This is a genomic window from Devosia sp. MC1541 (assembly GCF_012847305.1).
Classification (GTDB): domain Bacteria; phylum Pseudomonadota; class Alphaproteobacteria; order Rhizobiales; family Devosiaceae; genus Devosia.
In genome coordinates this window covers 82,331-104,345 of record NZ_JABBDZ010000003.1, presented here as the reverse complement: position 1 = coordinate 104,345, position 22,015 = coordinate 82,331, and the positions used below count along the sequence as shown (strand labels likewise).

Below are 22,015 nucleotides of genomic sequence, written 5' to 3'. Positions count from 1 at the left end.
AACGATAAATGACGCTGTGCCAACCGGTCGCAGACCAACATTGGGCAAACTAATACATTCAGGCCACTTGACCTTACCATCATTGGAACCTTTATATGCTTCAGGGCGAGGTTCATTGACATGCAGACAAACGTCCAGAATTTACATCCCGAAAAGCCTGTAACGCTCGACATCACCGGCATGAGCTGTGCTTCATGTGTGTCTCGCGTTGAAAAAGCTCTGCTTAAAGTTCCCGGTGTTGACGCCGCCACTGTCAACCTCGCAACCGAACGCGCCCGCATTTCCGGTGGCGACACCGAAGCGCTGATCGCGGCTGTCAAAAAGATCGGCTACGAGGCGGCCCTGCGCCCCGAGCAAGCCCCCACCAGCGCCCACTCCCACCACGACGAAGACGCAGCCGTGCTCAAGCGCGATGTCACAATCGCAGCGATCGCCACAGCACCGCTCTTTGCTCTTGAAATGCTTGGGCATTTTCACATGCCCTTTCACCACTGGCTGATGGGCATCGTTCCCATGCAGACGCTTTGGTATGTCTACTTTGCCCTCGCAACCTTCGTGCTCTTCGTGCCGGGCCTAAGGTTCTTCCGCCACGGACTGCCCGCCCTCTTCCGTGGCGCGCCGGAAATGAACTCGCTGGTCGCTCTCGGCGCAGGCGCAGCTTGGCTCTATTCCAGCGTCGTCACCTTCGCGCCCGGACTTGTGCCCGCCGAAACGCGCTTTGTGTATTTTGAAGCCGCCGCCGTCATCGTCACGCTCATCCTTGTGGGCCGCTGGCTCGAAGCCAAAGCCAAAGGGCGCACGGGTGCCGCCATTCGCTCCCTCGTCCAGCAGCAGGCCAAAACCGCTCGCGTCGAACGCTTCGGCGCGCTGCATGAAATCGACATTGCCGATGTGCGCGTGGGCGACATTATCGAAGTCCGTCCCGGCGAGAAAATCGCCGTCGATGGTGAGGTTGTGGACGGGCAAAGCCATGTCGATGAAAGCATGCTCTCGGGTGAACCCCTGCCCGTCGCCAAACGCATTGGCTCCGCTGTCGTCGGCGGCACGCTCAACACCTCCGGCAGTTTCCGCTTTCGCGCCACCAAAATCGGCGCCGATACCATGCTCGCCCATATCATTCGAATGGTCGAAGACGCTCAGGCCGGAAAACTCCCCATTCAAGCCGTGGTCGATAAAATCACCGCTTGGTTCGTGCCTGTCGTCATCGGTCTCGCGCTCATCACTTTTGGGCTCTGGATGATCGTTGGCGGCGAGCAGCGCCTCAGCTTCGCTTTGGTCAATGCCGTCGCCGTGCTCATCATCGCCTGCCCCTGCGCTATGGGGCTAGCCACCCCAATGTCGATCATGGTGGGCACGGGCCGCGCCGCCCAACTCGGCGTGCTGTTCCGCAAGAGCGAAGCCCTCCAGCAATTGCGCGACGCGCGCATTGTCGCTTTTGACAAAACCGGCACGCTCACCCTCGGCAAACCGGTCCTCACTGACCTCATCCCCTTCAATGGCTTCGATCGCGCCACCGCCCTCTCCTTGGCCGCTGCCGCTGAAGCCCGCTCCGAACACCCTATCGCCACCGCCATCGTTTCGGCTGCCAATGCCGAGGGCCTGACCCTGCCCACGATCCAGGCTTTCGACAGCGATCCGGGGCGCGGCATCACGGCCACCATCGACGGGCGCGCGGTGCGCGTCGGCTCGTCCAAACTCCTCACCGGCATAGCTCTCTCATCGGCCAAAGCCTTGGTTGACGATCTCGCCCAACAGGGCAAAACACCGGTCTTCCTCGCCGTCGACGGAACGCTCGCCGCCGCCATTGTCGTGGCCGACCCGATCAAGCCGTCGAGCAAAGCGGTCATCTCCGCCTTACACCAGCAGGGCCTCAAAACCGCGATGATTTCGGGCGACAATCGCGTCACCGCGCAAGCCATTGCCACCCAGCTAGGCATTGATGAGGTTCACGCGGAGGTTTTGCCCGCCGACAAGGTTGCCACCATCAAGGCCATGAAGGCCTCCGGGACAATCGTCGCCTATGTCGGCGATGGCATTAACGACGCCCCCGCCCTTGCTGAAGCCGACATTGGCGTGGCTGTTGGCTCGGGCACGGACGCCGCTATTGAAAGCGCCGATGTCGTCCTCTTGGGCGGCGACCTCAAAGGCGTCGTCGACGCCATCACAGTCAGCAAAGCCACGCTCAAGAACATTTGGGAGAACCTCTTCTGGGCCTTCGGCTACAATGCCGTGCTCATCCCCGTCGCAATGGGCGCGCTCTACCCCAGCTTTGGCATTTTGCTCTCACCCATGATCGGCGCGGGCGCGATGGCGCTGTCCTCGGTCTTCGTCATCGCCAATGCCCAGCGCCTGAGAACACTTTCCGGAGTAAGCCTATGAACATCGGACAAGCCGCCGAGCATTCCGGCGTTACCGCCAAAATGATCCGCTATTATGAGCAAATCGGACTGGTGCAGGCGCCCAAGCGCACCGGCAGTAACTATCGCGTCTATAGCCCAGATGAGATCCACGTCCTGCGCTTCATCAAACGCTGCCGCACTCTCGGGTTTTCGGTCGAAGAAACTGGAACACTGCTGTCGCTCTGGCGCGACAAATCCCGCGCCAGCGCTGAGGTCAAAACCATTGCCACCAGCCATATTGATGCGCTGCAAACCAAGATTACCGAGCTGCAAAGCATGGTCAAAACCTTGACCAATTTGACCCACTGCTGCCACGGCGACGACCGCCCCGACTGCCCCATTCTGGATGATTTGGCTGGCGTTCCGGCCCACAAAGGAAACTGAAGATGAGCGACACCACCACCTTCAGAGTCAACGACATGACCTGTGGTCACTGCGCTGGCACCATCCGCAAAGCGCTCGAAGAGGCGCTTCCCGGCAGCGCCATTGAGATAGACGTTCCGACCCACAAAGTCAGCTTCTCTGGTGACAAGGCCAAAGGCGAAGAGGCCATTCGCGAGGCCGGCTACACGCCCGAAGCGGCCTAACTCGCAAACAAAAAGGGGCGCCCGCAAGCGCCCCTTCTCTCATCCTGGGAGGATAACCGATCAGAATGGGCTGTCTGGGAAGTAGAACTGCGCAGCATTCTCCTTGGTGATCAGAGGCGAGCCCAGAATATAGCTGCCCGTTACTGGACCATTGGAGGTGAAGTGCGCCACAGTCACGTCCATAGCGGTCGCGATCTGTGCTGGCGGATAGAGCACGTCGACAGGAACGAGTTCGTCGCCGTCCATCACGCCCTTGATGATTTCCTTCATGCCAGCGCCGCCGACAACGAACATTTCCTTTTCGCGGCCAGCCTGCTTGATGGCTTCGACCACGCCTAGGGTAATGTCGTCGTCCTGCGCCCAAACCCCATCAATGTCTGGGAAGCGGCTCAGGAAGTCCTGCATCACTTCAAAGCCATCGTCGCGGTTCCAGTTGGCGAACTTGTTGTCGAGCACGTTGATGCCCGTACCTTCAATGGCGCCCATGAAAGCGTCAAAACGTTCTGTGTCTAGCACGGTCGGAATACCGCGCAGGATGACGATATTGTCGCCTTCCCCGAGACGGGTCTTCATGTACTCAGCAGAGTTCACACCCATTTCGGTGTTATTGCCCGAAACATAGACGTCCTGAATGGACGGATCGGTCAAACCACGGTCGACCACGGTGATGAATGCACCCGTCGACTTTACCGCACGAACAGGCTCGGTCAGGGGTTCGGATTCAAACGGCAGAACCACAAGCGCCTGGATTTGCTGCACCGAAACCAGATCTTCAAGATCGCTCGCCTGATCTTCCGGGCCGTCAGCCGTGACGATGATAATGTCGATGTTGGAGTGCGCTGCCTCCAGACGCTTTTCCGCTTCAGCGGCATGCCAGTTCAAACCACCCATAAAGCCGTGGGTGGCGGCTGGGATGGAGACACCGATTTTGATTTTCTCCTGAGCGATAGACGCGCCAGTCAGCATGCTGGTGGCCAACAGGCCCAGTGCCAATGCCTTAATAGTCATATTCTACTCTCCCTTGTTAAAGGCGCTCCTCACGCCTTGCTACCGCGCTTTTTTGAGCGCGGAATTCATTCCGCCGCCTTTTTGCGACGCGTGTTCAACGACCCGCGCTGCAGATAAACTGCGGCAACGATGATCACCCCTTGAACGGCCCCGTTGAGGTAGTTGGAGATGATCTCGGTCAGATTGAGAATGTTGCCGATTGAGGTCAGGATCAGCGCGCCGATCACCGTGCCGCCGACCCGGCCAAACCCGCCCTTGAGCATGGTCCCACCAATGATCACCGCGGCAATCGCTTCCAATTCCCACAGCACACCCGTCGCCGCCGAAGCCGAGCCCAGACGCGGCACATAGATGATGGTGGCGAGCGACACGCAGAGGCCCTGCAAAATATAGGTCCAGGTCCGCACCCGATCGACCTTAATAGCCGAATAGCGCGCCACGTGTTCGTTCGAGCCGATCGCCATGCAATAGCGCCCAAAAGCGGTGCGGTTCATCAGCACCCAGCCAACAATGGCCACGGCGATAAACACCCAGACCGGATAGGGCACGCGCAGGAAGCTATCGTAATAGACCGGGCGGTAAATCTCGCGCGCCCCGGAGTTGAGCGAGAGCGTGCCACCATCGGCGAAATAGGTCACCAGCGAGCGGTAAATCCCCATCGTCCCGAGCGTCACGATAAAGGCTTCAATTTTGGCCTTGGTCGTCAGGAAGCCGTTGATGAACCCCGCACCAACACCGAGAATAATCGAGCAGCCAATGCCGATGAGCACGGTCCATACCGAAGCGCCCATGCTGGCCACGGTCCAGTTCATGATGATGATCATCACACCAGCGATAAAAGCCGCCATCGAGCCAACCGACAGGTCGATGCCGCCTGCCGTAATGACGAAGGTCGCTCCCACCGCGATAATGCCGATGAACGCCGAGCGGGTCAGGATATTGGTGATATTGCCTTCCGCCAGAAACAGCGGGTTGAGCACGTAACCAAGGATGACCAGCAAGATCAGCGCCAATAGCGGCCCGAGCGTCTTGAGATCCAGCCTGAACCCTTTTGCGGGTTTGGTCGCCACTTCAGGCACTGATACGGTCATGCTCTCCACCCTGTTTAATGCCCGCGGCGTAACGCATAATTTCGCCCTCGGTGATTTCTGCGCCTTCCAAAACCCCAGCGATCCGCCCCTGGCGCATCACCACCACCCGATGGCTAAGGCCGATCACCTCCTGCAACTCCGATGAGATCAGGATGATGGATTTCCCCTCGGCCGCCAGCGCGGCGATGATGTGATAGATTTGCTGCTTGGTACCGACGTCAATCCCACGCGTTGGCTCGTCCATAATGACGATCTGCGGGTCACTCTCCATGGTTTTGCCCAGCATCAGCTTTTGCTGATTGCCGCCGGAAAGCTTGCCAACCTGTACTGAGGGATCACGGGCGCGAATGTCGAAACGGCGCGTCGCGCGCGCCAGCGCCTCTTCTTCGCTCTTATTATTGAGGAACCAGTTTTTGAGGTGCTTTTTCAGCGTCAGCAAGGTCAGGTTGGGCTGCAATCCCGCGCTGAGCAGCAACCCCTTCCCCTTACGATCCTTGGTCATATAGGCCAGTCCGGCATCGACCGATTTTGAGACATCGGCGAAGTCCCGCAGCTCACCGTCGAACCGCACCACGCCACTGGTCTTTTTGGTCAATCCCACCAGGGCCTCGGCCATCGCTGTGCGTCCCGACCCGATTAGCCCGGCAAAGCCAAGAACTTCGCCGCGTTTGAGGTCAAAGGAAGTACTGCCAATGCCCGGTCCCGCCAGATTACGGACGGACAGCACGACTTCCGCATCGACATCAGGCTCGTGCTTGGGCGGATAAAGATTGGAGAGCTCACGCCCCACCATCATTTGCGCAATCGCATCTGGCGTGAGGTTTTCGGTGCCAACGGTGGAGATCAATTGCCCATCCCGCAACACCGTCACCCGCTGTGCCAGCTCCATGATTTCGTCGAGCTTGTGGGAGATAAAGATCACTGCCACGCCCTTGGCCGTGAGACGGCGGATCTGCTCGAACAGCGTTGCCGTTTCGCCCACGGACAGGACAGCCGTCGGCTCGTCCATAATCAGCACGCGCGCTTCACGACTAATCGCTTTGGCGATCTCCACCATTTGCTTGTCGGCAACCGAGAGCGCGCTGATCCGCGTGTCCGGATCAATGTTCACATGCAGTGTATTGAGAATGGCTTGGGTCTGCTCGCGCATCGCCTTGGCGTTGAGAAACAGACCACTCTTCAGCTCGCGCCCGAGGAAGACACTATCGGCCACCGTCAGATGCTCAGCCAGCAAGAGCTCTTGGTGGATGACCACAATGCCCAGAGCTGCGGCTTCTCCATTGGGAGGCAGCACCACAGTTTCGCCGAGATATTCGATCGTGCCGGAGGTTGGTTGCTCGATGCCCGACAGGATCTTAATCAGCGTGGATTTTCCCGCGCCGTTCTCGCCAATAATAGCGTGCACTTCACCGGGACGAATATCAAAGTCGATGCTGAACAGCACCGGCACATCGCCGAATGATTTCGAAACGCGATGAGCCGCCAAGACCGGCCGCGATGACTGGGCTTCACCCTGCATCGTTGTCTCCTCCATCCCGCCACGGTGCATCTTTGGCACTCATTGACTGAATAGTGATGTAAACCTTTTCATGAGGTATGTAAAGGTTTACAGTCTGCACAAATGACTATGCAACTTAGCAAGGCGCCTATACCGCTGTTGAGCTTTGTGCTGGATTTGAATCCAGTCCGTTGTGCAAGGGTTTAGAGAACGTGCAGCAGACCAAGCTGGCAACTATTGAAGACGTCGCCGCCATGGCAGGCGTGTCTATTGCCACTGTCAGCCGCGCTCTCAATGAACCCACCAAGGTCGCAGAAAAGACTCGCCTGAAGGTCACTGAAGCTGTCGCCAAGACAGGCTACACGACCAATGCGATGGCCCGCTCCCTTCGCATGCGCCGCTCCAATATGATCCTCATTCTCGCCCCCGACGTTGGCGACCCGAATTTCTCCAACATTCTTGTTGGTCTGGAAACCGAGGCCAGCAAGCGCGGCTATGGCCTGCTCATCGGCAATACCCAGAACGACCCGGCGCGTGAAGCCAACTATCTGCGCTTCATCAGTTCAAACCAGGCGGACGGGCTGATCCTCTTCACCGGGCACCTGCCCTATGGCTACGCCCAGACCGAAGAAGTCTCGCGCCTCCCGCCCATGGTCGCCGTCAGCGAGCCGGTGGTTGGCGCACATGTTCCCTTCGTCGGGGTCGATAATTTTCAGGGCGCGCGTGTCGCAGTTGAATACCTCATCGCCCAGGGCCACAAGCGCATCGCTTTCGTCGGGAAATCGGGCCGTGAAACCAGTCGCCTTCGCGAAGAAGGCTATCGCGCCGCGCTCACTGCTGCGCGCCTTCCGATCGAGCCCAAACTCATCATGGATGGCGACGGCACCACCGAGAGCGGTCGCGCTGCGGCCGAACTCATGTTCGTGCGCGACATCCTCCCCACCGCCTTTTTCTGCGTCAACGACGCGACTGCCTTGGGTGTCACCATCTGCCTCAATACCCGCCGCTATAGCCTGCCGCAGGATTATTCGGTCATGGGGTTCGACGATATTTCCTTTGCCAGCTTCATGGCCCCCTCGCTCACGACGATGAAGCAGCCGCGCTCCACCATTGGCGAAGCCGCCATGGGTCTACTTCTGGAAACACTGAGCGAGGCGCGGCCTAAGCAAAAGGAAATCCTCCTGCGCGCCGAGCTCATCGTCCGCAACTCCGTCACCCGGCCGAAACACTAAAAAATTCGGTTCTCGCGCATGTGGCTCGGGGTCATCCCATACGCCTTGCGGAAATGCTCATAAAACTGCGTCTGGCTCGAAAACCCGGCCTGAAATGCAATATTGGCAACCGCCATGTCGGTATCGAACAACAAGCTGCGCGCCCGGATCAGCCGCATTCGAATAACGAATTTCTGGATCGAAATATGCATCACCTTGGTGAAGAGGTTGGTGGCGTAGTTCGGATGCAGGCCCACGGTCTTGGCAATGTCGTCGACGCTGAGCGGATCGGTAATATTCTCAACAATGTGCCGCACCATGCGCACCACATAGCGCACCGGGCTCGCCGTCCGGCTGCGGGCCGAGCTCTTTTCCACCCAAGCGGGCAGCAGCGTGTCCCAGCCCACAATTGCGGCACGACGAAACATGGTACCGATCTCAGAGCGCACAAGATCGGAGCGCAAGGCGTTGCCCGAGCGATAATCGCCATGCCAGCGCTCCAGTGTTTCAAGCCCGATACAGTCGGGCGAAAGCTGGATCACTCCACCGCCCATGAGCGTTTCGGTCAGCCGCCCCAATTGCGGCATCTCCAAAAACGCATCCATCGGCAGGTAGATATTGAGTTGCTTTTCTAGGTCCGTTCCGGTCAACCCGACCGTCTGATGCGGTATCCCCCCCCAGAACGCTACCAGCCTATTTTGCCCGACGGTCAGCGGCCCTCCGTCGAAAACATAGTCCATTGAACCGCCCGTTAGCCAATTAAACTCGATATGGCCATGAGTGTGGGGTTCGGCCATAATCTGCGGCTTGAAAGAGCGAATACCAAAGCGCCCGAAAGCTTTGCCCGAAGCATAAAAGCTGCGATCGGATCGTGGCGTTGGGCGCGGCGCAAGACCTGCTGCTCGACCCGGTGATGGCGTAATCTGTTGTGGCGTCATAGATTATTCAGACTTCTTAGAAACCCGAAACTATCCATTACTATTCCGGATTGCGTCAACATACGCAAGAGTTAGGCTTTCTGTCCGAGCGAAGTTCAGGGTCGAAGAGGAGAACCGACCCGAGAGCGTCACGCTGTCTTCGCATCGCGGGAGGAAATCATGAGAAAGCATATCTATGCCCTTAGCGGGGCAGGACTACTGCTGTCCGTATCGCTAACTGCATTAACTGCTCAAGAACATTCTGGCGCTCTGCCAGCACCACCAGACTTTGCAGCGCAAAGTGAACCCAACTTTGTCAGCCTGTCTGACATTCAGGAGTTCCGTGCGCTCGATAAATATAACGAGCCCGATTGGGTCACCAAGAAATTCGTCGAAGCTGGCACGCTGCCGCCTGTCGCCGAGCGTCTCCCCAAGGAACCGCTGGTTTACAAAACGGCCAACATGCCGGATGGCGTTGGCGTTTACGGCGACGTCATGCGCCACGTCATCGGCGGCCGCCCAGAAGGCTGGAACTACATCGGTGGCCAAGCTCAGGGCTGGGGCGGCATCGACATCGGTCTTTCCGAATGTCTGACCCGCACAGGCCCACTCTTCACGGTTAAGGCCGAAGAGCTTGAACCCATGCCGAACCTGGCAAAGAGCTGGGAATGGTCAGAGGACGGTCACACCCTCACCATGCACCTCATCGAAGGCGCGAAATGGTCTGATGGCGACCCCTTCGATAGCGAAGACCTGATGTTCTATTGGGAAGATCACGTTCTCGATGCAAACGTCTCCCCGCTCAATGGTGCAACGCCCGAAACCTTTGGTGTCGGCACGACGCTAGAAGCCATTGACGCTTACACCGTCAAATGGACCTTCAAGGAAGCCTTCCCCAAGCAGTACCTCTGGGCCATGGCCTATGGCACCTTCTGCCCCGGCCCTGCGCATATCCAGAAGCCGCAGCATCCAAAATACTCCTCGAACACCTACGAGCAGTATAAAAACGCCTTCCCGCCAGAGTTCATGAACATGCCTTCGATGGGCGCATGGGCTGTGGTTGAATATCGCCCAGACGATATCGTCGTCATGCGTCGTAACCCCTATTATTGGAAGGTCGACGATCAAGGGAACCAGCTCCCTTACCTCAACGAAATGCACTACCGCCTCTCGACTTGGTCGGATCGTGACGTGCAGGCTGTTGCTGGCTCGGGCGACTTCTCCAACCTTGAACAGGCCGAAAACTACGTTGAATCGCTGCGTCGTTCGGCTGAAGACACCGCACCAGCGCGTCTCCAGTTCGGCGCGCGCACAATCGGCTATGCGCTCCAGCCAAACCTCTCCGGCAATGGATGGGGTGAGCCTGATACCCGCGCACAGGCCGTCCGCGAACTCAACCGCGACCTCAACTTCCGCAAGGCAATTTCGATCGGCCTCGACCGTCAACGTCTTGGTGAATCGCTCGTCCGCGGTCCGTTCACCGCCATCTATCCCGGTGGGCTTTATGCCGGCACGTCCTTCTACGACGCAGCCTCCACCGTCTACTATCCGCATGACCTCGAGGTTGCTAAGTCGCTGCTCGATGGTCTCGGCCTCGTCGACACCGACGGCAACGGCGTCCGTAACTTCCCAGCCGACACTGCAAACGGCGCAGACGTGGAAATCACCCTCCTCGCCAACTCCGACTATGGCACCGACACCAATCTTGCCGAAGGCGTCATCGCGATGATGGAACCGCTCGGTCTGCGCGTCATCGCCAATTTCCAGCAGGGCAATGCCCGTGACGATGCCGCCGCCGCAGGTCAATTTGATTGGGCGGTCAATCGTCAGGGCGCTTCGATGGTCTCGATCGTCCAGAATACGGCCGAACTTGCTCCTACAGGCCCACGCGTACATCCATTCCACCGTGGCGGAACCGATGGCACGCTCGATCTGCTGCCATTCGAAGAAGAGCTCGTCTCAGTGGTCAACAAGTTCATTGCCACCAATGACAATGCTGAACGCGCCGAGCTGATGAAGCAGTATCAGAGGCTCTACACAGAGAACGTCTACTCTATCGGCCTCACCCAATATCCGGGTGCGCTGATCATCAACAAGCGCTTCGCCAATATCCCCGCTGGTGCGCCAATCTTCATGTTCAACTGGGCTGAAGATAGCGTCATCCGTGAACGCCTCTATGTCCCAGCGGACAAGCAGGCTGACCACGAGCTGCATCCAGAAACGCTACCGGGCGAACCAGGCTCTGCCGGTCCCGTCTGATTGCAACATCGAAGGGTGGCCCACCGCCACCCTTCACCGCCTTTATCCCATTAAACGCGCGCCGCTCTACCCCACGAGACCGGTGTCTGACCCAAGGGTCAGGACAGGGGCCTAGCCCCTCAGCCCAGCGAGGCCATGCATGCTCCGTTTCCTTATGATGCGCATCTTGGGAGCCATCCCGCTCCTCCTCCTCTTGAGCATCGTCACATTCGCCATCATCCAAGCTCCACCCGGCGACTATGCCGACTACATCAAGTCCATGCTCATCAATCAGGGCGGGGTTCGGCCCGACCTCGCCGAGGCGCAGGCAGAGATTTATCGAGAGGCCAACGGCCTCAACGATCCGATCATCGTTCAGTATTTCCGCTGGATCACCGGCATTATCACCCGGTTCGATTTCGGCCACTCGCTCTACTACAATAAGCCCGTCGGCAATGTGATCGCCGAGCGCCTCCCCCCGACCATTGCCATAGCGCTGGTCTGCCATATCCTCGCTTCGCTCCTCGGCATCGGCCTCGGCATCATCGCCGCGACCCGCCAGTATTCGTGGACCGACACCTTCCTCGGCATCATCTCCTTCCTCGGCATGACCGTGCCGCGCTTCCTCATGGCCATCATCATTCTTTATGTGCTGGTCTTTAAGCTCAACGTCTCAGAAGTCGGCATGTTCTTCTCTGCCCGTTATGGCGGCGCGCCATGGAGCTGGGACAAGTTCGTCAACCTGGTGCAGCATGTCTGGCCGGTGATCTTCGTCGCCACCTTCGGCGGCCTCGCCTACAACATGCGTGTCATGCGCGGTAATTTGCTGGACGTTCTCAACGCCCAATATGTCGAGACGGCTCGCGCCAAGGGTCTCTCCGAGGGCGCAGTGATCATGAAGCACGCGGTCCCTAACGCGCTCCACCCGCTCATCGCGTATCAGGGCGTCGCCCTGCCCTACATGCTCACCGGTGAAATCGAGGTCGCCATCGTCTTTGGCCTCGCAACGGTCGGCCCGGCCATTGTCGGCTCCATGGGCGTTGGCGACGTTTTCGTCACCGCTAGCTTCATGCTCGTCCTCGCCACGACCCTGATCATCGGCAACATCATTTCAGACCTTCTTCTGGTTGCGCTCGACCCGCGTGTTCGTCTGGGAGGGCGTGCAGAATGACCGACACCACCAATGCCAACGGCACGCCCCACGACGCGCCCAAAAATGCCAGCCAGATGCACCAATCTGGCCCCGAAAATGCCAATGAAACGCCCATCGTCGCGAGCCGTCACGGCTCGGGCAACGAGACCTATGCAAGCCTAGTTTGGCGGCGTTTTCGTCGCTCCACCATGGGGATGATCGGGCTGATTTTGGTCTGCATGCTGCTGATCATGTCGGTCTTTGCCGACTTCTTCGCACCCATGGACCCCAAGGCTGCCAACCTCCCCTTTGCGCCGCCAGACCTCATCGCCTTTGAAGATCCAAACGGCAATTTCAGTCTAATCCCTTGGGTCTATCCCATTGGCGACACTGGCGAATTTGATCCAGTCACCTATCAGCCACTCACCGGCGCGGTGAAGGACGACCCAACGCCCACCGGCTTTTTCGTCCGGGGGTATGAATACCAAATGCTCTGGTTCATCCCTGCCAACATCCATTTCTTTGGCTCAACCGACGGTCGCCCGCTCCACCTTTTGGGCACAGACCGCATGGGCCGAGATATTTTGTCCCGCGGTATCCTCGGCTCCCGAATATCGCTTATGATCGCCCTTGCAGTGGTCGCACTCACGACAACAGTGGGCACGCTGGTGGGCATTACCTCCGGCTATATCGGTGGACGGCTGGATGCGTGGTTGCAGCGTTTTGTTGAGTTCGTTCTTGCCTTCCCCCAGCTGCCACTTTATCTGGCGCTGACCTCGCTAATACCGGTCACAGCGCCATCTAACCTATTCTTATCATTCGTTATTTTTGTAATGTCGGTGTTAGGATGGGCTCAGTTGGCGCGTGAAGTCCGCTCCAAAACCCTGTCGCTGGCCCGCATCGAATACGTCCGCGCGGCAATCGCAATTGGGGCTACGGATCGGCGCATCATTCTGCGCCATATCCTCCCTAACGTCTTGAGCCACATCATTGTTTCGGTGACGCTGGCTATTCCGACCGTGGTGCTTTTGGAGAGCTTCTTGGGTTTCCTCGGCTTTGCCGTGAAGCCGCCCCTCATCTCATGGGGGCTGATGCTGCAAGACACTGGTGCCTTCTCAGTCATCGGCTCCTACCCGTGGATCCTTGCGCCGGTAGGCTTTGTTCTTGTTACCGTTTTTGCCTTCAACGCGTTGGGTGACGGCCTGCGCGACGCCATAGACCCCTATTGAGGAGCGCGCCATGACACAAGAAAATCTCGCTCCCGCCGAACGCCTCGACCTCGGCCAACATGGACGTGAGCTCATCCTCGACGCTCGCAACGTTGGCGTTGATTTCAAAGTCGAAAATGGCATCGTCAACGCTGTCCGCGACGTGTCCTTCCAGCTCCACAAGGGTGAAACCATCGCCATTGTGGGCGAGAGCGGATCGGGCAAATCCGTAACCGCCCGCACCATCATGCGGCTCCTCACCAAGCGCGCCAGCATTCTCCCCCAAACGCGCATCTCATTGGCGGGGAAAGACATTGTCGCCATGAGCGATAAGGCGATGCGAAAACTTCGCGGCAATGATATTGCCATGATCTTTCAAGAGCCTATGAGCTCCCTGAACCCCGTTTACACCATCGGGCAGCAGCTGTGCGAAGTGATCCATTTGCACAATCGCGTCTCCCGCAAAGAGGCAATGACCCGGGCTGAGGCCTTGCTGGCCGAGGTCCAAATTCCTGATCCCAAGGCTCGCCTCCAACAATATCCGCACCAGCTGTCGGGCGGTCAGCGCCAGCGCGTCATGATCGCCATGGCTCTCGCCAATCGCCCGGACATTCTTATCGCCGACGAGCCAACCACCGCGCTCGACGTCACCGTTCAGGCCCAAATCCTCAATCTTCTCAAGGACCTCAAGGACAAGTACGGCATGGCAGTGATCCTCATCACCCATGACCTGACCATCGTCCGGCAATTCTCAGACTATGTCTATGTGATGCAGAACGGTCGTGTGCAGGAGCACAACGCCACTGAAGCGCTGTTCCAAAACCCGCAACACCCATACACCCAGCACTTGCTGGCCTCCGAACCCAAGGGCACCGCTGAGCCGCTCCCAGACGGCGCGCATGACACCGTGCTCGAAGGTCAAAATGTGAAGGTCAGCTTCACGCTTAAGCGCGGCGGGCTCTTCAATGCCGAGTTCTACGAGCTCAAGGCCGTGGACAATCTCGACATCAAACTTATGCGCCATGAAACCCTTGGTATCGTTGGCGAAAGCGGTTCGGGAAAGACCACATTTGGTCAGGCTCTTGTGCGACTCATCGGCAATCAAGGCGGCCAGATTACCTTCGACGGCCAGCGGATCGACGGGCTAGACCGAAACGGCATGCGACCGCTGCGCTCGCGTATGCAGATCGTCTTCCAAGACCCGTTCTCATCGCTCAACCCGCGCATGTCGATCGGCCAGATCATCGAAGAAGGCCTGATCGTCAATGGCATAGGCGCCAATCGCACGGAGCGGCTCGACCGCGTGCGGCAGGCCCTACGCGACGCTGGCATGCCCGACACCATCCTCCAGCGTTTCCCGCATGAGTTCTCTGGAGGTCAGCGCCAACGTATTGCCATTGCTCGGGCCATCGCGCTCGAGCCGGAGTTCATTCTCCTCGACGAGCCCACTTCCGCACTCGATCTTTCGGTGCAGGCGCAAATCATTGAACTGCTTCGCAAATTGCAGAACGAACGCGGCCTTTCCTACCTTTTCATCTCCCACGACCTAAAAGTTGTCCGCGCTCTCTGCCACCGGGTTATGGTGATGCAAAACGGAAAAATCGTGGAGCAAGGCCCGGTCAATGAAGTGCTGTTGAACCCGCAGACCGATTACACCAAGCGCCTTGTGCGTGCGGCGTTTGAAATCGCGGCTTAGTCAAAAAGGCGACGCCCCGCCGGGAGGACGGGGCGTCTTGAGGAACAGAGGAAGTCGTCGTCTTAGTGGTGCGCACCACGCATTTCGCGCAGTTCGTCCACGGAGCGGACACGCTTGCGCGCCGCCCCTTCCCAGTCACGTGTCTTGACCGTGGATTTCGCCACGCGTTCAGCCGCCGCTGGGATAGCATCGGCGTATTGCGGCAACCACTGAGCCTGAGCGACGACCATTTCGTCGACCATGGCCCAGACCTCGTCCGGCGTACAAATCGCGCCAACGAGTGGGTCGTGCAACACTGCCAATTTCAGAAGGTTGAGATCGCCCGTCATCGCTGCTTCTACCGACATGCGCTGCACCGACACGGAGACAGAACATGTGGCCGCACAAGCAGTTGGCAAAGTTATCCCCTCCACCATATTGATGCCGAAGCGGTCTACGAAACCCGGGCTTTCAATAATCGCGTCAGCGGGGAGATTGGTAATAATCCCATTGTTGCGGCGGTTAAAATGCCCGCGATAGGTGCGGCCAGTTTCCATTGCTTCAATGATATAACTGGCGTGTTCGGAGGTGCGTTTGTGCTCCGAGAGCGGTTTGTTGGCCTGCTCCTTGAACATCGGAAAATCGGTTTCAAACCAATTCCGGCGCTCAGTTGAATAGCGCAGATAGCCCCCGGTTTCCCCGTGGATCCAATCGCTCATATCGATCCAGCGGCTGATCTCTTCCGGGCGCTTGCGATACCAGGGCAGGTATTCCGAAAGGTGGCCATTGCTCTCTGTTGAGTAGACACCAAACCGCTTGAGGACGTCGATGCGGACCTTTTCCTGCTTTGAATACACAGGGTGTTTTTCAAAGCCAGCAATCAGCTCATCCGCCTCGATTTTCCGCCCTTTGGCGCGAACATCGATGTACCAAGTCTGGTGATTGATCCCGGCGCAGACATAGTCCAGTTCGTCGTCCGTCACGCCCAGAACATTGGCGATCTGATGCGCCCCATGCTGCACGCCGTGACACAGCCCCACGACATTGACGCCGCCATAGAGGTCTGCCGCCCAAGTGTTCATCACCATAGGGTTGGCATAGTTCAGGAACAGCGCGCCCGGCTCCGCTACTTCGCGGATATCCTTACAGAAATCGAGAATGACCGGAATATTGCGCTGGCCGTAGAGAATACCACCGGCGCAGATGGTGTCGCCCACGCATTGGTCGACGCCATACTTGAGCGGCACGTTGATATCGTGCGTAAAAGCCTCAAGCCCACCGACACGGACGCAGCTCATCACATAGCGCGCACCGGCAATTGCCTCACGGCGGTTGGTCGTCGCCGTCACCTTGGCCGGGAGCTTATTGACCGAGACAATCGTCTCGATAATCTGCCGGACCATATCGAGATTGTGCGGATTAACATCGGTCAGAGCGAACTCGCAATCGACAAACTCTGGAACTTTCAGCAGGTCGGAGATCAGGGTTTTGGTAAACCCGACCGAGCCCGCTCCAATGACGGTGACCTTAAACGACATAACTTCCTCCCAAGCGCCAAAACCTGCGCCTTGCCACTAGAGCTAGCGAGTTCCCACTATCTGGTGTAGAGAAAGCTTGTGCGAATAGGGGTAATTTTGTGCTCTCCCGTCTCGTTGCTCATGGGTTCGATCTCAAGCATATCCAGCCTCCGCGAGGGGCAGCGCATCTGCATTGCATGACCGTCAGCGCAGGCTTTGAGCAGCGCCGAAATGAGCACTATTCGTGGGATGGAATGAAGCGTGGCAGCGCGCCATTCCTTGTGTTGCAACACACCACACAAGGCGAAGGTCAGCTCGATTATGCTGGCGTGCGCCACAAGCTGACGCCGGGCAAAACCATGCTGGTGACCATGCCCCATGAGCATCGCTATTTTTTGGAGCGAGGCGGGCATTGGGAGTATTTTTGGATGCTGATCAGTGGGCGCGAGGCCATGCGCCTCAGCCTCGATATTTTGGCTACGGCCGGCCCCGTGCTCAGTCTGAGTGAAGCTGAGGTCGATACGCTTGCCGCCGCTACACTTACCTGTCTCACCGACAGCACCATGAGCGCGGGTAAAGCCTCTAGCCTCGGCTACGCCGCCCTGACCACGCTCTACGACGCCGCGTTTAGCGCCCTACCCGCCGCCGCCGCTGCTCATCCCGCTGCCATCGAGCGGGTGCTTAGCTACATCGAGCACAATATCTCAGCGCCGCTTCACGTCGAGCGCCTCGCCGCCATTGCCAGCATGAGCCGTGCCCATTTCGTACGCCGCTTTACCGAGACAGTCGGCAGTCCGCCTTCTCACTACGTTTTGAAACGCCGCATCGCCCGCGCCGAACGCCTGCTGCTCGCTACCGAAATGAGCGTCGTCGACATCGCTGCCATGACTGGTTTTGCCGACGGAAACTACTTCTCCAAGGTTTTCCGCCGCGTTCGCAACACCGCTCCGCTCGCCCATCGCGCCACCCGCTTCGAGGCGAGGTAGTTTCACCCAAAGAAAAGGGCAGAGGTTTCCCCCTGCCCCTTCAAAATCATAGTCGTCAGGCAAACTTAGCCTTCGATGTCGCCCTTGGCAGCGGCGTCGCAATAGACCACGACCTTGCCGTGGGCCTGAAGAGCCGAGGCAGGGCAGTCAGTGCTCGGTGCCGATGCAAACGCGGCCTTGAGGGCCTCGGTCTTATTGGCGCCCAGCGCCACCAGCACGATTTCCTTGGCATCGACTATGGTACCCACGCCCATAGTCACAGCGCTTGGCGGCGGCAGTTCGCCAGCAGGGAAGTCCGAAGTATTGGCTTCAATGGTCGATTGGGTCAGCTCAACCTGACGGGTGCGGCTATCGAAAGCGGAACCGGGTTCGTTGAAACCGATGTGACCGTTCTGGCCAATCCCGAGGAGCTGCAAATCAATGCCGCCACGGGCAGTGATAGCGGCTTCGTAGGCGGCGCAGGAGGCTTCGACTTCCCCTTCAACGCTCGGCAGATGCGCGTCCGCAGCAGGCAGGTCGACGTGACGGAAGAGATGCTCTTCCATGTAGCTGCGGAACGAGGCTGGGTGACCTGCAGGCAGGCCAACATATTCGTCGAGATTGAAGCTCGCGGCCTGAGCAAAGGCCATCTCGCCCTTTTTAAAGCGCTCAACAACCTCGGCATAAATCGAGATAAAGGTCTTGCCAGTTGCTAGGCCCAAGGTTGCTGCGGGTTTTGCCGACAGGGTTTCTGCGAGGTGGCGGGCGACAGCAGCGGCAACTTCTTCACGCGAGTTAAAAACGCGGAATTCTGGCTTGGTCATAGCAAACACAAATCTCTATTCGGGCGCGCAATGAACGCGCTGCAACACGGACGAGCCCAAGTCGCAGAAGGCGTGTGGCTTGAGCAGAAACGGGTCATCAGATGTCTCTGAAGACCGCCATTGAATGGGTCACGCTCGCAGCGGTGTCAATAACTTCGCTCTGATGTAAGCAAGGGTGTCCCCGACCAAAGTCGTAGACACCCGGTTTGTGTGGCAGATTTAACCCGCAGCAACGGCGGTGCGCGCCATTTCCGAGAAGATCTTGGCCTTGCCATCGCGGATGATGACAATCTCCTCAAGACGCAGGCCGAAGCGGCCCTGCAGATAGATGCCCGGCTCGATCGAGAACACCATGCCGTTGTCCAAAATAGTCTCCGACGCGCCGGTGATGTAAGGCGCTTCGTGCACGTCGATGCCCAAGCCGTGGCCAGTGCGGTGCAGGAACTTATCCCCGTACCCGGCGGCAGTGATAACATCACGTGCTGCCTTATCAACGGCGCTGGCTGGAACGCCTGGTACGGCGGCCGCGAGCGCCGCCTGCACAGCCGTATCGACCAGATTGTGGATCTCGTCATAACCTTCAGGCTTGGACTTAAAGAAGCCCATGCGGGTCATGTCGGAAGGATAGCCGCCAATACGACCGCCTGTGTCGATCAATACCGCGTCCCCAGCCTTGAGCTTGGTGTCGCCGGTATGGTGGTGCGGGAAGGCGCCGTTTGGGCCGAAGCAGACCGAGCAGAACACGGTTTCAGCACCACTGGCCTTATAGTAGCCCTTGATGAAGTCTGCGACTTCGATCTCGGTCATGCCTTCCTTGAGCTGAGCAAAGGCAGCTTCAACGGCACGGTCATTGAGCAGATGCGAGGCCTTGATTGCGGCCTCTTCGGCTGCATCCTTGCGCGAACGCAGATAGCCGACAGTATCCGCAGTGAAGCGACGGCTTGCACCCGGCAGCGCGTCGAGAACCAGCAGCGCGAAGTCCGCGCGCATGGTTTCGTCAAGCACAACCGATGGTGCGCTGCGGTCAATGCCGGTGGCGTCCAGCAGCTGCTCCAATGCCGCGTTCGGGCCTTCAGCGTCTGACCAGGGGAAGAACGGTAAATCTGTGTGCTGACGCGCCGCATCGGCGTTCAGCGCAGGCATGAGGAACCCGGCATAACTCTGGCTCACCATCAACATCACCGGGCGCTCATCGCCATGCGGCGAGAGATCGGCCAGATAGACCATATGGCTGGATGGGCCAATTACCACGAGATCCGTGGCAGTGGCGGCCATGCGCTCGCGCAGCTTTTCGAGGCGGGCGGCGAGAATGGGGTTCATGATGCAAATCCTGCAGGTTTAAGAGGTCCGAAGCCGGCACGCGGCCGGCTTCGGTTTTTTGTCTTTTGGGCCTAGCTGCTCCCGCCCCTTCCTCCCATTGCTGGGGAGAGGCGGAAGCAATCAGACAAACATCACAAGAACTTAGTTCTTGGTGACGAGACGGTAGTAAACGAAGTCCGAGTTCGAACCGTTGACGTAACCGTTGACATTGTTCGCCATGCCGATGTTCAGGGCTGCCTGGAACATGATGACAATCGGGCCATCTGCCTGAACCTGCTTCTGCAGGTCGAGGTAGATCTCGTTACGCTTGTCCATGTCAGCTTCAGCAAGAGCTGCAGTGACCTTGTCGTTCATTTCCTGCGGAACGGCCCAAGCATTGCGCCAAGTGGTGGTCGCTGCGTATGCGTCGTCGGCATTGTTGGAATTGTACGCAAACGCCTTAGCGTTCGAGTGCGGATCCATGAAGTCTGGGCCCCAATACAGCAGCATCGCCTGGTGGGTACGTTCACGGTACTTGGTGATGACCTGAGCGCCGGTGCCTGGCAGGATTTCGAAGTTGATACCAACTTCAGAGAAACCAGCCTGCAGCGACTGCGCGATGTCGGTGAATGGCGCCGAGTTGATGACGTCGAGCGTCACGTTGAGCGGCGTTGCAACACCAGCGTCAGCCAGAATCTGCTTAGCCTTTTCAACGTCGTAGGTGAACGGGGTGTCTTCCAGAGCGCCTGGGAAGCCCTTTGGCCAGAAGGCCTGGTGCTTTTCCATCTGACCCTTGAGGAAAGTCTGGGTCATGCCGTCATAATCGACGAGGTAACGCGCAGCTTCCCAAATAGCTGGGTTGGTCAGCTCTTCGGTCTTCTGGTTGAACGAAAGGAAGTGAACAGCCGACTGCGGATAGGTCTCAACCTTAACCGCATCGCCCAGACCACCGATCTGATCAGGGGTCAGGTTCTTGGCCATGTCAACGTCGCCCGAGGTCAGCAGCAGCTGCTGAGTTGCGGCTTCAGCCACGTGGCGGATGATGACCTGTTCCATGGCCGGAGCGCCGCCCCAGTAATTGGCATTGGCCTGCATACGGACCATTTCTGCCGCACGGTAGTCGGTCAGAACGAATGGACCCGAACCAGCCGAATTGGAGTTCAGCCAAGCATTGCCCCAGTCGCCGTCAACTTCGTTGGCGCTGACGAGAACCTGGTCAACAATCGAGCCCGGACGTGCTGCAAGCACGTTGAGAACGAATGCCGAAGCGAAGTCGCCCGACCAACGAACGGTAACGGTGTTGCCGTCAACAGTGACCATTTCGTCGATGTTTTCTGGGGTCCAGCCGAGCTGGGTCAGAATGAACGCCGGGGTCTTGTTGAGGGTCACAACACGCTTGAAGGTGTAGTGCACGTCTTCTGCACGGACAGGGTTGCCCGATGCGAAGGTTGCGCCTTCGCGCATGGTGAAGGTCAGCGACTTTGCCGCTTCGTCTGCAACCCAAGAGGACGCCAGACCCGGTGCGAGAACCGTGGTGTCTTCTGCTGCGTACTGCACCAGGTGGTCATAGAGGTTGGCGTTGATTTCGCCAGCCGAGAATTCATAGGCCTGTGCCGGGTCCAGCGCGACGATATCGTCGATGTTCTGGGCAATGACCAGTGCGTTTGCAGGGGTTGCTGCGTTTGCACCAACTGCCGCAGGCAGGGTGAGCGCAGTCGCCAGCAAGGCAGCGCGGAAGAGCTTCATGAGCGTTTCTCCTTAGGGTTTATTTTACGAGCCGGCTTGTTTGCGCCGGTTTTGGTTGTGCTCTGTCCAGCGCGCGGGCCGGCGTTTGAGCGAAAGAGTGTAAGGGTTCCCGTCCACAGCAGACGCGCCGGCTGATCGGACAAATTGAACCACGAGTGCGGAAGGTTGCCGCGATAATGCAGGCTATCGCCCGCGCTCATCACCATGTCTTCGCCATCGAGGCGTTGAGTGATTGACCCTTCCAGTACAAAAATAAGTTCTTCGCCCTCATGGGCAACGGTTTCGGAGCGATAGCCCGGCGGCACAGTCAGCAAAAAGCTAGACAATTGATTGCCCGGAAAGTCTGCGCCGATCCGTTCGTAGACGACCGAGGATCCGTCGACCGAAAAACGATTGCGTTCCCCTGCCCGCGTCAAAGCGTTGGCGGTCGTGGGAGCGGAGATGAAGTAGTCGATTGGCACCTCAAGGGCGCGCGCGATCTGCGCCAAGGTTCCCAAAGATGGCGTCGCATGGTCGCGTTCGACTTGGCTCAAATAGCCCACCGAAACCTCAGCGGCCTGCCCTAGTTCCACAAGGGTCAAATGCTGCTGACGACGGCGTGCGCGAATGAGTGCACCAACCTTCGGGTGATCCGCTTGGTTCACTTTCGCGACCGCTTCTGCCATACCCATCCCACCAAAATTTTTTTGATATAAGCAAA

General features: G+C 58.3%; 18 protein-coding genes. 9 read left to right on the top strand and 9 right to left on the bottom strand.

Annotation, left to right across the window (positions count from 1 at the left end; translation table 11 throughout):
* Positions 1-120 precede the first annotated feature (120 nt).
* Genes HKD40_RS04900 through HKD40_RS04890 form a run of 3 tightly spaced genes read left to right on the top strand, consistent with a single transcriptional unit; the run spans position 121 to position 2,986 of the window.
* Complete coding sequence (locus HKD40_RS04900) at positions 121-2,379, top strand: heavy metal translocating P-type ATPase (protein WP_169194616.1); 2,259 nt, start codon at positions 121-123, stop codon at positions 2,377-2,379.
* Positions 2,376-2,783, top strand: a complete 408-nt coding sequence (gene cueR, locus HKD40_RS04895) for a Cu(I)-responsive transcriptional regulator (protein WP_169194615.1) — start codon at positions 2,376-2,378, stop codon at positions 2,781-2,783. The genes HKD40_RS04900 and cueR overlap by 4 nt, the downstream gene beginning before the upstream one ends.
* Positions 2,784-2,785: 2 nt before the next feature.
* On the top strand, positions 2,786-2,986 hold the full coding sequence (locus HKD40_RS04890) for a heavy-metal-associated domain-containing protein (protein WP_169194614.1): 201 nt from the start codon (positions 2,786-2,788) through the stop codon (positions 2,984-2,986).
* 60 nt (positions 2,987-3,046) lie between these two features.
* On the opposite strand, the gene HKD40_RS04885 is transcribed toward HKD40_RS04890, so the two are convergent.
* The 3 genes from HKD40_RS04885 to HKD40_RS04875 form a co-directional block, all read right to left on the bottom strand.
* Complete coding sequence (locus HKD40_RS04885) at positions 3,047-3,994, bottom strand: substrate-binding domain-containing protein (RefSeq protein WP_169194613.1); 948 nt, start codon at positions 3,992-3,994, stop codon at positions 3,047-3,049.
* Positions 3,995-4,059: 65 nt separating this feature from the next.
* Positions 4,060-5,085: an ABC transporter permease gene (locus tag HKD40_RS04880; protein ID WP_169194612.1), complete on the bottom strand. Its 1,026-nt coding sequence runs from the start codon at positions 5,083-5,085 to the stop codon at positions 4,060-4,062.
* Positions 5,066-6,604, bottom strand: coding sequence for a sugar ABC transporter ATP-binding protein (locus HKD40_RS04875; protein WP_169194611.1), 1,539 nt, complete (start codon positions 6,602-6,604; stop codon positions 5,066-5,068). Before HKD40_RS04875 ends, HKD40_RS04880 begins: the two co-directional genes overlap by 20 nt.
* 191 nt (positions 6,605-6,795) lie before the next feature.
* On the opposite strand from HKD40_RS04875, the gene HKD40_RS04870 reads away from it, so the two are divergent.
* Complete coding sequence (locus tag HKD40_RS04870; RefSeq protein WP_349236789.1) at positions 6,796-7,815, top strand: LacI family DNA-binding transcriptional regulator; 1,020 nt, start codon at positions 6,796-6,798, stop codon at positions 7,813-7,815.
* On the opposite strand, the gene HKD40_RS04865 is transcribed toward HKD40_RS04870, so the two are convergent.
* Positions 7,812-8,732: a helix-turn-helix domain-containing protein gene (locus HKD40_RS04865; protein WP_169194610.1), complete on the bottom strand. Its 921-nt coding sequence runs from the start codon at positions 8,730-8,732 to the stop codon at positions 7,812-7,814. The two genes, HKD40_RS04870 and HKD40_RS04865, sit on opposite strands and share 4 nt — an antisense overlap.
* Positions 8,733-8,891: 159 nt before the next feature.
* Between HKD40_RS04865 and HKD40_RS04860 the strand changes: the two genes are divergently transcribed.
* From HKD40_RS04860 to HKD40_RS04845, 4 genes are all read left to right on the top strand, one after another.
* A complete protein-coding gene (locus HKD40_RS04860) occupies positions 8,892-10,970 on the top strand; it encodes an ABC transporter substrate-binding protein (protein ID WP_169194609.1) in 2,079 nt (692 codons plus the stop codon).
* A 139-nt stretch (positions 10,971-11,109) separates the two neighbouring features.
* Positions 11,110-12,120, top strand: coding sequence for an ABC transporter permease (locus HKD40_RS04855; protein WP_169194608.1), 1,011 nt, complete (start codon positions 11,110-11,112; stop codon positions 12,118-12,120).
* Between the two features lie 56 nt (positions 12,121-12,176).
* Entirely contained in the window at positions 12,177-13,310 is a 1,134-nt protein-coding gene (locus HKD40_RS04850; protein ID WP_169194809.1) for an ABC transporter permease, read from the top strand.
* A 10-nt stretch (positions 13,311-13,320) separates the two neighbouring features.
* Positions 13,321-14,985 carry an ABC transporter ATP-binding protein gene (locus tag HKD40_RS04845; RefSeq protein WP_169194607.1) on the top strand — a complete coding sequence of 555 codons (1,665 nt, stop codon included), beginning with the start codon at positions 13,321-13,323 and terminating at the stop codon, positions 14,983-14,985.
* Positions 14,986-15,047: 62 nt separating this feature from the next.
* On the opposite strand, the gene HKD40_RS04840 is transcribed toward HKD40_RS04845, so the two are convergent.
* The gene (locus HKD40_RS04840; protein ID WP_169194606.1) at positions 15,048-16,502 is read right to left on the bottom strand and encodes an alpha-glucosidase/alpha-galactosidase; all 1,455 of its coding nucleotides are present in this window, start codon (positions 16,500-16,502) and stop codon (positions 15,048-15,050) included.
* A 98-nt stretch (positions 16,503-16,600) separates the two neighbouring features.
* Between HKD40_RS04840 and HKD40_RS04835 the strand changes: the two genes are divergently transcribed.
* Positions 16,601-17,467 carry an AraC family transcriptional regulator gene (locus HKD40_RS04835; RefSeq protein WP_169194605.1) on the top strand — a complete coding sequence of 289 codons (867 nt, stop codon included), beginning with the start codon at positions 16,601-16,603 and terminating at the stop codon, positions 17,465-17,467.
* A 65-nt stretch (positions 17,468-17,532) separates the two neighbouring features.
* Here HKD40_RS04835 and HKD40_RS04830 read toward each other — a convergent pair whose 3' ends face one another.
* The 4 genes from HKD40_RS04830 to HKD40_RS04815 all read right to left on the bottom strand — a co-directional run bounded on the left by HKD40_RS04830 (position 17,533) and on the right by HKD40_RS04815 (position 21,980).
* Positions 17,533-18,270, bottom strand: coding sequence for a glucosamine-6-phosphate deaminase (locus tag HKD40_RS04830; RefSeq protein ID WP_169194604.1), 738 nt, complete (start codon positions 18,268-18,270; stop codon positions 17,533-17,535).
* Positions 18,271-18,489: 219 nt separating this feature from the next.
* Positions 18,490-19,590, bottom strand: coding sequence for a Xaa-Pro peptidase family protein (locus HKD40_RS04825; protein WP_169194603.1), 1,101 nt, complete (start codon positions 19,588-19,590; stop codon positions 18,490-18,492).
* Between the two features lie 141 nt (positions 19,591-19,731).
* Positions 19,732-21,315, bottom strand: coding sequence for an ABC transporter substrate-binding protein (locus HKD40_RS04820; protein ID WP_169194602.1), 1,584 nt, complete (start codon positions 21,313-21,315; stop codon positions 19,732-19,734).
* Positions 21,312-21,980 carry an XRE family transcriptional regulator gene (locus tag HKD40_RS04815; protein ID WP_248305913.1) on the bottom strand — a complete coding sequence of 223 codons (669 nt, stop codon included), beginning with the start codon at positions 21,978-21,980 and terminating at the stop codon, positions 21,312-21,314. The genes HKD40_RS04820 and HKD40_RS04815 overlap by 4 nt, the downstream gene beginning before the upstream one ends.
* Positions 21,981-22,015 lie beyond the last annotated feature (35 nt).